This is a genomic window from Kitasatospora sp. NPDC057500, from assembly GCF_042802195.1.
Lineage (GTDB): Bacteria > Actinomycetota > Actinomycetes > Streptomycetales > Streptomycetaceae > Kitasatospora.
Map to the genome: position 1 here is coordinate 1 of NZ_JBHVER010000224.1, position 12,226 is coordinate 12,226.

Here is a 12,226-nt window from a genome sequence, read left to right on the forward strand (position 1 = left end):
CGCCCGTTCCCACGGCGGTGTCAGGAGCGGCTCACTTGCCGCGCAGGCCCTTGTCCAGGGCGGCCATCGCGCTGCCCTGCGCGTCGTCGCCGTCCAGCGACCAGACCATCACACCGGCCAGGTCGTTCCAGCGGGCGTAGCGGGCCTTCTCGGTGAGCACCTCGGCCGAGTCGAAGCTGTAGAAGGTGTTGCCGTCGTACTTCCAGGACGCGGCGTGGTCGCGGTCCACGTAGGTGGTGGAGCCGGGCAGCGCGTTGAGCTCCTTGTAGGTGAGGTCCGGCACGGTGCCGGTGGCCTTCTGGTAGAGGCCGTTGCGGCTGCCGGCCGGCACGCCGGTCCAGCCGTGGCCGTAGAACGGCGTGCCGAGGACGGTCTGCTGCGAGGGCAGGCCGCGCTGGGCGTAGTGGTCGACGGCCTTGTCGGAGCTGCGCTGGCGGGCGTCCGGGTCGGTGGGGTCGGAGTAGAGCGGGGAGTGGTGGTTGGTCGGGCCCTTCCCCTCCCACGGACCGTGCAGGTCGTAGGTCATCAGGTTGAGCCAGTCCACGGACTCGGCCAGCTCGGGCAGCTCCAGCCGGTCGGCGACGGTCTCGTTGGCGGCCACCGCGGCGGTCAGCAGGTAGTGGTCGGGCTTCTTCTTCTTGCCCTTGGCCCCCTCCGCGCGCTCGGCGGCCAACTCGTCCAGCTGCTTGCGGAACTCGTCCATCAGCAGGGTGAAGTTGCGGCCGTCCTCGGGGCGGACCACGTTGCCCGCGTCACCGCCGCCGCCCGGGTACTCCCAGTCGACGTCGATGCCGTCGAAGACGCCCGCGGCCACGCCCGCGCCGCCCTCCGGGGAGCCGGCCAGCTGCGGCACGTCGCCCTTCATGTAGAGGTCGATGCAGGAGGAGACGAACTTCTGGCGGGCCTCCTCGGTGGCGGCGGCGTCCGAGAAGTACTTGGACCAGCTCCAGCCGCCCAGCGAGATGACGACCTTGAGCTGCGGGTTCTGCGCCTTGAGCTTGCGCACCTGGTTGAAGTGGCCCTTGAGCGCCTGCTCCGGGGCGTCGGCGACGCCGTCCACCGACTCGGCGGCGGAGAAGGCCCGCTGGTAGTCGTTCCAGGCGTCGCCCTGGCCGGGCTCGTTGCTCTCGAAACAGGTGCCCTCGGCGGAGACGTTGCCGAAGGCGTAGTTGATCACGGTCAGCCGGCCGGCCTGGCCGGTCTCCTGGACGCGCTTGGCGGAGCTGTCGGCGCCCCACGAGGTGAAGTAGCCGACCCGCTGGCCCTTGAGCTTGGGGCCCTTGGCGCCGTCGGCGGCACTGGCCGTGGCGGTGGCGGCGGTGGAGGCGAGCAGGGCGGCGACGGTGGCGGCGGCGAGCAGGGCGGGGCGGCGAATGGGCATACCGGACCTATTCTCTGAAGCAACGTCAATTGGTATGGACCAGCTGGGACAGAGGTTTAGTCCATCGCGCCCACGCCGCACAAGGGGTCCGGCGCGGTCGGCGCACTATGCAAAAGACCGGCAAAGCCCGTGCGGCCGGCGGGAGAACGGAAGGAGGCCGGACCGCGGGTGCGGTCCGGCCTCCTCGGCGCTCAGCGCGTGGCTCAGCCGTTGATCAGGCTGCGCAGCACGTACTGCAGGATGCCGCCGTTGCGGTAGTAGTCCGCCTCACCGGGGGTGTCGATGCGCACGACCGCGTCGAACTCGTTGCTGGTCCCGTCCGCGCCGACGGCCTTGACCTTGACGGTCGCCGGGGTGCGGCCGTCGTTGAGCTCGGTCACGCCGGTGATGGAGAAGGTCTCCTCGCCGGTCAGGCCGAGGGAGTCGGCGTTCTCGCCCTCCGGGAACTGCAGCGGCAGGACGCCCATGCCGATCAGGTTCGAGCGGTGGATGCGCTCGTAGGACTCGGCGATGACGGCCTTGACGCCGAGCAGCGCGGTGCCCTTGGCGGCCCAGTCGCGGGACGAGCCGGAGCCGTACTCCTTGCCGGCCAGGACGACCAGCGGGGTGCCGGCGGCCTGGTAGTTCTGCGAGGCGTCGTAGATGAACGACACCGGGCCGTCGGCCTGGGTGAAGTCGCGGGTGTAGCCGCCCTCGGTGCCCGGCGCGATCTGGTTGCGCAGGCGGATGTTGGCGAAGGTGCCGCGGATCATGACCTCGTGGTTGCCACGGCGCGAGCCGTAGGAGTTGAAGTCGCGCTTCTCGACGCCGTTGGCGGTCAGGTACTGCGCCGCCGGGGTGCCCGGCTTGATGTTGCCGGCCGGGGAGATGTGGTCGGTGGTGACCGAGTCGCCCAGCTTGGCCAGGACGCGGGCGCCGGCGATGTCGGTCACCGGGCTCGGGGTCTTGGCCATGCCCTCGAAGTACGGGGGCTTGCGGACGTAGGTGGACTCGGCGTCCCACTCGAAGGTGTTGCCGGTCGGGACCGGGAGCGACTGCCAGCGGTGGTCGCCGGCGAAGACGTCCTGGTAGCCCTTGTCGAACATGTCCTGGTCGATGGAGCCGGCGACGACCTCGGCGACCTCCTGCTCGGACGGCCAGATGTCGGCGAGGAAGACGTCGTTGCCGTCGGCGTCCTTGCCCAGGGCGTCCCTGGTGATGTCGACGTTCATGTTGCCGGCGAGGGCGTAGGCGACCACCAGCGGCGGGGAGGCCAGGTAGTTCATCTTGACGTCGGGGTTGATCCGGCCCTCGAAGTTGCGGTTGCCGGAGAGCACCGAGACGACCGCCAGGTCGGACTCGTTGACCGCGGCCGAGACCTCCTCGGGCAGCGGGCCCGAGTTGCCGATGCAGGTGACGCAGCCGTAGCCGACCAGGTTGAAGCCCAGCTTCTCCATGTACGGGAGCAGGCCGGCCTTCTCGTAGTAGTCCATGACGACCTTGGAGCCGGGCGCCAGGGTGGTCTTGACCCAGGGCTTGACCGTCAGGCCCTTCTCCACGGCCTTCTTCGCCAGCAGGGCGGCGCCCAGCATGACGGAGGGGTTGGAGGTGTTGGTGCAGGAGGTGATCGAGGCGATCACGACCGCGCCGTTGTCGATCTCGTAGGACGAGCCGTCGGGGGCGGTGACGGCGGTCGGCTTGGAGGCCTCGGCCGAGTAGGTCGGCAGCGCCTCGGCGAAGCGCTCGGCGGCCTCGGCCAGGATCACGCGGTCCTGCGGGCGCTTCGGGCCGGAGATCGACGGGACGACGGTGGAGACGTCCAGCTCCAGGTACTCCGAGTAGACCGGCTCGTGCGAGGGGTCGTGCCAGAGGCCCTGCTCCTTGGCGTACGCCTCGACCAGGGCGAGCTGCTGCTCGTCGCGGCCGGTGAGCTTCAGGTAGTTGATCGTCTCGGCGTCGATCGGGAAGATCGCGCAGGTCGAGCCGAACTCCGGCGACATGTTGCCGATGGTGGCGCGGTTGGCCAGCGGGATGGCGCCGATGCCGTCGCCGTAGAACTCGACGAACTTGCCGACCACACCGTGCTTGCGCAGCATCTCGGTGATGGTGAGGACCAGGTCGGTGGCGGTGGTGCCGGCCGGCAGCGAGCCGGTGAGCTTGAAGCCGACGACGCGCGGGATCAGCATGGAGACCGGCTGGCCGAGCATGGCGGCCTCGGCCTCGATGCCGCCGACGCCCCAGCCCAGCACGCCCAGGCCGTTGACCATGGTGGTGTGCGAGTCGGTGCCGACGCAGGTGTCCGGGTACGCCTGGCCGCCGCGGACCATGACGGTGCGGGCCAGGTGCTCGATGTTGACCTGGTGGACGATGCCGGTGCCCGGCGGGACGACCTTGAACTCGTCGAACGCGGTCTGGCCCCAGCGCAGGAACTGGTAGCGCTCCTTGTTGCGGCCGTACTCGATCTCGACGTTCTGGACGAAGGCGTCCGGGGTGCCGAACTTGTCGGCGATGACGGAGTGGTCGATGACCAGCTCGGCCGGGGCCAGCGGGTTGATCTTGGCCGGGTCGCCGCCCAGCTCCTTGACGGCCTCGCGCATGGTGGCGAGGTCGACCACGCACGGCACACCGGTGAAGTCCTGCATGATCACGCGGGCCGGGGTGAACTGGATCTCCTGGCTCGGCTGGGCGTCGGCGTCCCAGTCGCCGAGGGCCCGGATGTGGTCGGCGGTGATGTTGGCGCCGTCCTCGGTGCGGAGCAGGTTCTCCAGCAGCACCTTGAGGCTGTAGGGCAGCCGAGCGGAACCCTCGACGGCGGAGAGCTTGAAGATCTCGTACGACTCGTCGCCCACCTGCAGCGAGCTGCGGGCGTCGAAGCTGTTCGCGGACACGACTGACTCCTTCTAGGTGCTTCGTGCGGTATCCGGCCGCCACGGTGGTAAGGTCACCCTTACTTAGGCTGACCTTGCCCGCACCGCCGGTGAGCGCCTCTCGGCAAGTATCTTGATGTCGAGATATATCGTAAGGCGGAGTTATCTCGATGTCGAGATAAACCATAGTGCATGCCGCGACGTCCGCCACGTCGGCACCACCTCCAGCCTGCCTCCCCCGGGTGCATCCTCCCCGAACCACCGCCGAACCCCCCGTAACACGGACCCCGCGCCCGCGCGTCCACCCGGGCACCGGGGGCGGACGGCCGCCGCCAGGCCCGCGACCCCGCCCCGGTACGGTGGCCCCGGAACGACAGGGCGGGAACGGATTCGGGGGTCGGCCGATGATCGTGGTGGACGCGTCCGCGCTGGTGCTGGCGCTGGCCGACGAGGGCGGACGCGGGGAGAAGGCCCGGGCCGAACTCGCCGCCGGCGGCGAGTGGGTGGCACCCGAGCACGTCGTCGTCGAGGTGATGCAGTCGCTGCGCGGCCTCTACCTCGCGCGCGAGCTCACCGCCGAACGGGTCGGCGAGCTCACCGCCGAACTGCCGGGGCTGGCGATCCGGAAGGTCCCGGTCGAGCCGCTGCTCGGGCGGATCTGGGAACTGAAGGACAACCTCACGCCGGACGACGCCGCCTACGTGGCGGTGGCGGAACGGTTCGGGGCGCCGCTGGTCACCGCCGACCTGCGGCTGATGCGGGCCAGCGGGCCGCGCTGCGAGATCCGGGGGATCCGGCCCGCCGACGGGTAGCGCGGACAGGCGAGCGGGGCGTGTCCGGGTGGCGGTGCGCGCCGTTGAACGGGGCGTCCGGCCCCCGCCCCGACCCTGCCCCCGCCCGAAGAGGTACGCCGATGCCCGCTCCGCTCGCCACCGCGCTGCTCCCGTTCGCCCTGCTGGCGCCCGCCGCCGTCCCGGTCGCGCTCACCGAGGCCGACTTCGACCCGGCCACCGCGTTCGTCCCGCCGGCCGCGATCAGCCACGCGCCCGACCTGGTGCCGTACGGCTCGCACGTGCGGGTGGTGGTGGACCGCTCGGTGCCCGGGCGGACGGTGCTGACCATGAGCGTGGCCGGGGTCGCCGCCGACCACGAGTTCCCGGTGCACCTGCACACCGGCGGGTGCGGGGCCGACCCGGCCGCGTCCGGCCCGCACTACCAGGACGTGGTGGACCCGGTCAGCCCGTCCACCGACCCCGCGTACGCCAACGACCGCAACGAGCTGCGCCTCGCGCTGCGCACCGACGGGCGGGGCGAGGGCGCCGCCGCCACCGCGGTGGCCTGGCGGCCCCGGCCGGGCGGGGCCCGCTCGCTGGTGCTGCACGCGGGCGACCAGGCCGGCGCGCACGGCGCGGCCGACCGGGTCGCCTGCGTGAACCTGGAGGAGCCGGAGTAGGGGCGGTCAGCCGCCGAGGGTGGCGACCAGGACGGCCTTGATGGTGTGCAGGCGGTTCTCGGCCTGGTCGAAGACCACGGAGTGCTCCGACTCGAACAGCTCGTCGGTGCACTCCAGCTCGGCCATGCCGGTCTCCTCGAACAGCTGCCGGCCGACCACCGTGCCCAGGTCGTGGAAGGCCGGCAGGCAGTGCAGGAACTTCACCTGCGGGTTGCCGGTGGCGCGCACCGTCTCCATCGACACCTGGTACGGCTTGAGCAGCGCGATCCGCTCGGCCCAGACCTCCTTGGGCTCGCCCATCGAGACCCAGACGTCGGTGTAGAGGAAGTCGGCGCCGGCCACGCCCTCGGCGACGTCCTCGGTGAGGGTGATCCGGGCGCCGCTGGTCTCGGCGAGCGCCTGCGCGGCCTTCCGCACCTCCTCGTCCGGCCACAGGGCGCGCGGGGCGACGATCCGGACGTCCATGCCGAGCAGTGCGCCGGTGACCAGCAGCGAGTTGCCCATGTTGGAGCGGGCGTCCCCGAGGTAGGCGAGCGCCACGCCGGTGAGCGGCTTGGCGGTGTGCTCGGTGATGGTGAGCACGTCGGCGAGCATCTGGGTGGGGTGCCACTCGTCGGTGAGGCCGTTCCAGACCGGCACGCCCGCGTACGCGGCCAGCTCCTCGACCACCTCCTGGCCGTGCCCGCGGTACTCGATGCCGTCGAACATCCGGCCGAGCACCCGGGCGGTGTCCTTGATCGACTCCTTGTGGCCGATCTGGGAGCCGGCCGGGTCCAGGTAGGTGGTGGTGGCACCCTGGTCGTGGGCGGCGACCTCAAAGGCGCAGCGCGTCCGGGTGGAGGTCTTCTCGAAGATCAGGGCGATGTTCCTACCGCGCAGCCGGGGCTGCTCGGTGCCCGCGTACTTCGCCGCCTTGAGCGTGGCGGCGAGGTCCACCAGGAAACGGAACTCCTGGGGCGTGAAGTCGAGCTCCTTGAGGAAGTGCCTGTTCCGGAGGTTGAAGGCCATGCCGGGCTCCTGGGTGACGATGACGGGCGGGTACGGGCGGGCAGGGAAGTAGCAAGTCTATACGACGTGCAGAATTTCTATGCACGGCTGCCACTTCCGCCCGCCCGACCCCGTCACAGCCGCGGATCCACCGGCTCCGACTCCAGGGCCAGCACGGCGAACACCGCTTCGTGTACCCGCCAGAGCGGCTCGCCGCCCGCCAGCCGGTCCAGCGCCTCCAGGCCGAGCGCGTACTCGCGCAGCGCCAGTGACCGCTTGTGGCCGAGGAAGCGCTGCCGCAGCCGGTCCAGGTGCTCGGTGTAGTCCGGGCCGTAGACGATCCGCAGGTACTCGCGCCCGCGCACCTTCACCCCGGGCTGGACCAGCCCGCCCGGCCGCCCCTCCCCCGCCCGGCCGCGCACCAGCGAGGCCAGCGGCTTGACCACCATGCCCTCGCCGCCCGCCGCGGTCAGCTCCTCCCACCAGGCGACGCCCGCGGCGACCGACGCCTCGTCGGCGGTGTCCACCACCAGCCGGCCGGTCCGGCGCAGCAGCGGGGCCGCCGGGTGGTCCGCCTCGTCCGCCCCGGCCAGCCGGTCGGTCCAGGCGAGGTGCTCGTCGTGCGGGCGCACCGCCAGGTTCGCCCCCTCGGCGGCCAGCACCTGGAACGGCGCCAGCCGGATCCCGGCCAGCCCCTCGGTCGGCCAGCAGTACCGCCGGTACGCCTCGGTGAACGCCTGCGCGTCGGCGGCGCGCCGCCGCTGGCGCCCGGGCAGCCCGGCGACGTCCAGCCCGCGCCCGCCGGCCCGCTCCAGCGCGGCCAGCACCTCCGGCAGCGCCGCGCCCGCCGCCGCGCCGACCGCCGCGTACTGACGGCGCAGCAGCTCGACGGCCTTCAGCGACCACGGCATCAGCTCGGCGTCCAGCAGCAGCCAGCCGGTGCGCAGCTCCTCGAACAGCCCGGACCGCTCGGCGGCCGCCCGCAGCCGCTCCAGCACCGCGGCGGTCAGCGCCTCGTCCCCGAGGAACGCCCGGCCGGTGCGGGTCCAGATCGCGCCCGGACCGGCCGGCCCGAACCGCTCCTCCAGCGCGGCGCCGTCCCGCGCCACCAGCACCACCGCGCGGGAGCCCATGTGCTTCTCCTCGCAGACCACCCGCTCGACGCCGTCCGCCCGGTAGGCGGCGAAGGCCTCGTCGGGGTGCTCCAGGTAGCCGGGCCTGGACGAGGTCGCGCTCGGCGCCATGGTCGGCGGCAGGTAGGCGAGCAGCCGGGGGTCGATCGCGAACCGGCTCATCACCTCCAGTGCCGCCGCAGCGTTCTCCTCCCGCACCGCGACCCGGCCGGCCAGCGCGGTCTCCACCGCCCGGCGGCCCGCCACGTCGGCGAGGTCCAGCGGGCGCCCCTCGCGGGCGCCCGGCGCGTCCGTGCGCATCGGCCGCACCGGCGCGTACCACTCCCGCTCGGCCTCGACGGCGACCAGCTCCCGCTCCGGGTAGCGCAGCGCGGTCAGGCTGCCGCCGAAGACGCAGCCGGTGTCCAGGCAGATGGTGTTGTTGAGGAAGGCCGCCGACGGGACCGGCGTGTGGCCGTAGACCACCAGCGCCCGGCCCCGGTACTCCTCCGCCCACGGGTAGCGCACCGGCAGGCCGTACTCGTCGGTCTCGCCGGTGGTGTCCCCGTACAGGGCGTGCGAGCGCACCCGGCCGGAGGCCCGGCCGTGGTACTTCTCCGGCAGGCCCGCGTGGCAGACCACCAGGGCGCCGCCGTCCAGCAGGTAGTGGCTGACCAGGCCGCGCATGAACGCCCGGACCTCGGCGCGGAACTCCTCGGGCTCCCCCGCCAGCTGGTCCAGCGACTCCTGGAGGCCGTGCGAGACGGTGACCTTGCGCCCGTCCATCGCCCGGCCGAGCTTGTTCTCGTGGTTGCCCGGCACGCAGACCGCGTGCCCCGCCGCCACCATGCCCATCACCAGGCGCAGCACCCCTGGCGTGTCCGGGCCGCGGTCGACCAGGTCGCCGACGAAGACCGCCGTCCGCCCCTCGGGGTGCACCGCGTCCACCGGCCGCCCGGCGCCGTCGCGCAGCAGCGTCCAGCCGAGCCGGGTCAGCAGGCTCTCCAGCTCCGAGCGGCAGCCGTGGACGTCGCCGACGACGTCGAACGGGCCGGTGAGGTGGCGCAGGTCGTTGAAGCGCTTCTCCGGCACGATCTCGGCGGCCTCGACCTCGGCCTCGCCGCGCAGGACGTGCACCTTGCGGAAGCCCTCGCGCTCCAGGCCGCGCAGCGAGCGGCGCAGCTCGCGGTGCTGGCGCGGCACGACGTGCGCGGGCAGGTCGCGGTCCGGGCGGGAGCGGTTGCGCTCGGCGCAGACGCCCGGCGGGACGTCCAGCACGACGGCGATCGGCAGCACGTCGTGGTCGCGGGCGATCCGCACCAGCCGGCGGCGGGCCTCGGGCTGGACGTTGGTGGCGTCCACGACGGTCAGCCGGCCGGCGGCGAGGCGCTTGCCGACGATGTAGTGCAGCAGGTCGAAGGCCTCGGCGGAGGCGGACTGGTCGTTCTCGTCGTCGGCCACCAGGCCGCGGCAGAAGTCCGAGGAGACGACCTGGGTGGGCAGGAAGTGCTTGCGGGCGAAGCTGGACTTGCCGGCGCCGCTGGGGCCGATCAGGACCACCAGGGAGACGTCCGTCACCGGGAGGCGGCGGGGGGCGGCCGTTCCGGGGGCGACGGAGCGGGTCACGTCGGTCACGTCGGTCTCGTTGGTCCCGGCGGTCTCGCCGGTCTCGTCGGTCATCGGGTCTCGCCCCCTTCGTCGGGCGTCGTGCTGTCCATGGTGACTGTGTTCGCGGGCACCGCGTCGGCGGCCCCGTCGCCGGTGAGGCGGAACAGGGCGAGCTGGGTCGGGGCGCCCACCTCGGCGTCCTGCGGGCCGACCGGACGGATGTCGACCGTGTAGCCGTACGCGGCGGCGACCCGGTCGGCCCAGTCGCGGAACTCGGCGCGGTCCCACTCGAAGCGGTGGTCGGCGTGCCGGAGGTGACCGGCCGGCAGGCTCTCCCACCGGACGTTGTACCCGGCGTTCGGCGTGGTCACGACCACCGCCGGCGGCCTGGCCGCGCCGAACACCGCGTACTCCAGGGCGGGCAGCCGCGGCAGGTCCAGGTGCTCGATCACCTCGCAGAGCACGGCCGCGTCGAAGCCCTTCAGCCGCGCGTCCGTGTACGTCAGCGCGCCCTGGACCAGCCGCACCCGGCTCGCCTGACGCTCCGGCATCCGGTCCAGCCGCAGCCGGCGGGCGGCCGCGGACAGCGCCCGCACCGACACGTCGACGCCCAGGACCTCGGTGAACCGCGCGTCCTTCAGCAGCGCGGCGATCAGCTCGCCCTGGCCGCAGCCGAGGTCGGCCACCCGGGTCGCGCCGGTCTCGCGCAGCGCGTCCAGGACGGCGGTGCGGCGCTGCTCGGCCAGCGAGGGGCCGCGCTGCCCGGCCGGCTCCCGGTCCTGGTCCTGGTCCTGGTCCTGGTCCTGCTGCTGCTCCTGTTCCTGCGCGGTTTCCTCCGCGCTGTCGTCGACCGCGTTGTCCACCTCCTCGGCCTCGCGGTCGTCGGCCTCCGCCAGCCTGGCCAGCTCCAGGCGCTCCATCGCCCGCCGGGTCAGCGTCCAGCGCCGCGCCAGGTAGCGGCGGGTGATCAGGGCCCGCTCCGGGTGGCCGGCCAGCCAGCCCCCGCCGGCGGCGAGCAGCTTGTCGACCTCGTCCGGGGCGACCCAGTAGTGCTTGGCGCCGTCCAGGACCGGCAGCAGCACATAGAGCTGCTGCAACGCGTCGGCCAGCCGCGCGTGCTCCGCCGACAGCTCCAGCCGGACGTGGCGCGACTCGCCCCACTCGGGGAACTCGGTGTCCAGCAAGATCGCCGACGCCTCCACCCGCCAGCCCAGCGGCTCGAAGAGGCGCACCGCCATCGCCGTACCGGCGCCCTCGCCCGCCGCGCCGCCGACCGGCACGGCAGGCAGCGAGATCCGCAGCGGGCGCGGCCGGTCGGCCAGCCCGGGGCGGGTCTCGCAGACGCCCTTCATCGCCGTCCGGAACACCGTGCGCAGCGCCACCGCGAGCAGCGAGGAGGCCGCGTAGGGGCGGTCGTTGACGTACTGGGCGAGCGCGAAGTCGGGCGAGCCGGCGCGGCCCTTGCCCCGGCCCTTGCGGACCAGTGCGATCGGGTCGACGTCGAGCAGCAGCGCGGCCGTGCAGGCCTCGTCGCCCGCCTCCGGGTAGAAGACGTGCGCCTCGCCGTGCGCCGTGGAGAACCGCTGGACCCTGCCGGGGTGCTTGTGCAGCAGAAAGCCCAGGTCAGTGGCCGGATTCTCGGCGGTACCTGTGGTGGAGATCGACATGAACACCCGTTGGAGTATTGCCGAGGAGGGGCTCGCCCGGCACCGCATTTTGTTGCCGCCCGGGAGTGCCGGGACCGGTCCGGCCGGTGAGCGTGTTCGGCAGCAGCGGCCCGGATTCGTTAACGTGCACGATGTGACTGCAGAATCCACCACCCCCGTGAACGGCGCCGTTGCCGCAGGTCTGGCCACCATCGCCGCGGACGGCACCGTCCTCGACACCTGGTTCCCGGCCCCCGTGCTGACCGCCGGGGCCGGCCCGGCCGGGACCGTCCTCCTGACCGCCGAGCAGGCCGAGGCCGAGCTGGGCGCGGGCGCCGCCGAGGCGCTGCGCGCCGACGCCCGCCGCGGCGTCGAGGTGGTCGCCGTGCGCACCACCATCGCCTCGCTGGACGAGAAGCCGCTCGACGCGCACGACGCCTACCTGCGCCTGCACCTGCTCAGCCACCGCCTGGTCCGGCCGCACGGCCTGAGCCTGGACGGCATCTTCGGCCTGCTGGCCAACGTGGCGTGGACCAGCATCGGCCCGGTGCCGGTGGACAAGGTCGAGCAGGCCCGGCTGGCCGTGCGCGCCCAGGGCGGGCAGCTCGCCGTCTACGGCATCGACAAGTTCCCGCGGATGACCGACTACGTCGCCCCGTCCGGCGTGCGCATCGCCCACGCGGACCGCGTCCGCCTCGGTGCCCACCTGGCCGCCGGCACCACCGTGATGCACGAGGGCTTCGTCAACTTCAACGCCGGCACGCTGGGCACCTCGATGGTCGAGGGCCGGATCAGCGCGGGCGTCGTGGTCGGCGACCACAGCGACATCGGCGGCGGCTCCTCGATCATGGGCACCCTGTCGGGCGGCGGCAAGCAGGTCGTCTCCGTCGGCGAGCGCTGCCTGCTCGGCGCCAACGCGGGCATCGGCATCTCGCTGGGCAACGACTGCGTCGTCGAGGCCGGCCTCTACGTCACCGCCGGCACCCGGGTCACCACCCCGGACGGCGCGGTGGCCAAGGCCCTCGAACTGTCCGGCCAGGACAACCTCCTCTTCCGCCGCAACTCCCAGACCGGCGCCGTCGAGGTCATCGCCCGCACCGGCTCCTGGGGCGGCCTCAACGCCGACCTCCACGCCCACAACTGACCCGCACGGCAGATGAGTGATGCCGGGCTTCGAGGCCTCCCTCGAAGCC

The 12,226-nt window shown here is 72.9% G+C and carries 8 protein-coding genes; 3 read left to right on the plus strand and 5 right to left on the minus strand.

Annotation, left to right across the window (positions count from 1 at the left end):
* Positions 1 to 31 precede the first annotated feature (31 nt).
* Both ACFU74_RS31735 and acnA read right to left on the minus strand, forming a co-directional pair.
* Positions 32 to 1,381, minus strand: a complete 1,350-nt coding sequence (locus ACFU74_RS31735) for a glycoside hydrolase family 18 protein (RefSeq protein ID WP_380763073.1) — start codon at positions 1,379 to 1,381, stop codon at positions 32 to 34.
* Between the two features lie 203 nt (positions 1,382 to 1,584).
* A complete protein-coding gene (gene acnA, locus ACFU74_RS31740; RefSeq protein ID WP_380763075.1) occupies positions 1,585 to 4,248 on the minus strand; it encodes an aconitate hydratase AcnA in 2,664 nt (887 codons plus the stop codon).
* Between the two features lie 383 nt (positions 4,249 to 4,631).
* Here acnA and ACFU74_RS31745 point away from each other — a divergent pair, with 383 nt between their 5' ends.
* Positions 4,632 to 5,039, plus strand: a complete 408-nt coding sequence (locus ACFU74_RS31745; RefSeq protein ID WP_380763077.1) for a type II toxin-antitoxin system VapC family toxin — start codon at positions 4,632 to 4,634, stop codon at positions 5,037 to 5,039.
* Between the two features lie 101 nt (positions 5,040 to 5,140).
* A complete protein-coding gene (locus ACFU74_RS31750; protein WP_380763079.1) occupies positions 5,141 to 5,680 on the plus strand; it encodes a superoxide dismutase family protein in 540 nt (179 codons plus the stop codon).
* A 6-nt stretch (positions 5,681 to 5,686) separates the two neighbouring features.
* On the opposite strand, the gene argF is transcribed toward ACFU74_RS31750, so the two are convergent.
* The 3 genes from argF to ACFU74_RS31765 form a co-directional block, all read right to left on the minus strand.
* Positions 5,687 to 6,688, minus strand: a complete 1,002-nt coding sequence (argF, locus tag ACFU74_RS31755; RefSeq protein ID WP_380763081.1) for an ornithine carbamoyltransferase — start codon at positions 6,686 to 6,688, stop codon at positions 5,687 to 5,689.
* Between the two features lie 113 nt (positions 6,689 to 6,801).
* The gene (locus ACFU74_RS31760) at positions 6,802 to 9,459 is read right to left on the minus strand and encodes a polynucleotide kinase-phosphatase (RefSeq protein ID WP_380763083.1); all 2,658 of its coding nucleotides are present in this window, start codon (positions 9,457 to 9,459) and stop codon (positions 6,802 to 6,804) included.
* Positions 9,456 to 11,060, minus strand: coding sequence for a 3' terminal RNA ribose 2'-O-methyltransferase Hen1 (locus ACFU74_RS31765; protein ID WP_380763085.1), 1,605 nt, complete (start codon positions 11,058 to 11,060; stop codon positions 9,456 to 9,458). The genes ACFU74_RS31760 and ACFU74_RS31765 overlap by 4 nt, the downstream gene beginning before the upstream one ends.
* A gap of 127 nt (positions 11,061 to 11,187) precedes the next feature.
* On the opposite strand from ACFU74_RS31765, the gene dapD reads away from it, so the two are divergent.
* Positions 11,188 to 12,177, plus strand: coding sequence for a 2,3,4,5-tetrahydropyridine-2,6-dicarboxylate N-succinyltransferase (gene dapD, locus ACFU74_RS31770; protein ID WP_380763087.1), 990 nt, complete (start codon positions 11,188 to 11,190; stop codon positions 12,175 to 12,177).
* Positions 12,178 to 12,226 lie beyond the last annotated feature (49 nt).

Coding starts and splice junctions, on each gene's coding strand:
- ACFU74_RS31735 (WP_380763073.1), bottom strand. CDS start 1,381: ATGCCCATTCGCCGCCCCGCCCTGCTCGCCGCCGCCACCGTCGCCGCC.
- ACFU74_RS31745 (WP_380763077.1), top strand. CDS start 4,632: ATGATCGTGGTGGACGCGTCCGCGCTGGTGCTGGCGCTGGCCGACGAG.
- ACFU74_RS31750 (WP_380763079.1), top strand. CDS start 5,141: ATGCCCGCTCCGCTCGCCACCGCGCTGCTCCCGTTCGCCCTGCTGGCG.
- argF (WP_380763081.1), bottom strand. CDS start 6,688: ATGGCCTTCAACCTCCGGAACAGGCACTTCCTCAAGGAGCTCGACTTC.
- ACFU74_RS31760 (WP_380763083.1), bottom strand. CDS start 9,459: ATGACCGACGAGACCGGCGAGACCGCCGGGACCAACGAGACCGACGTG.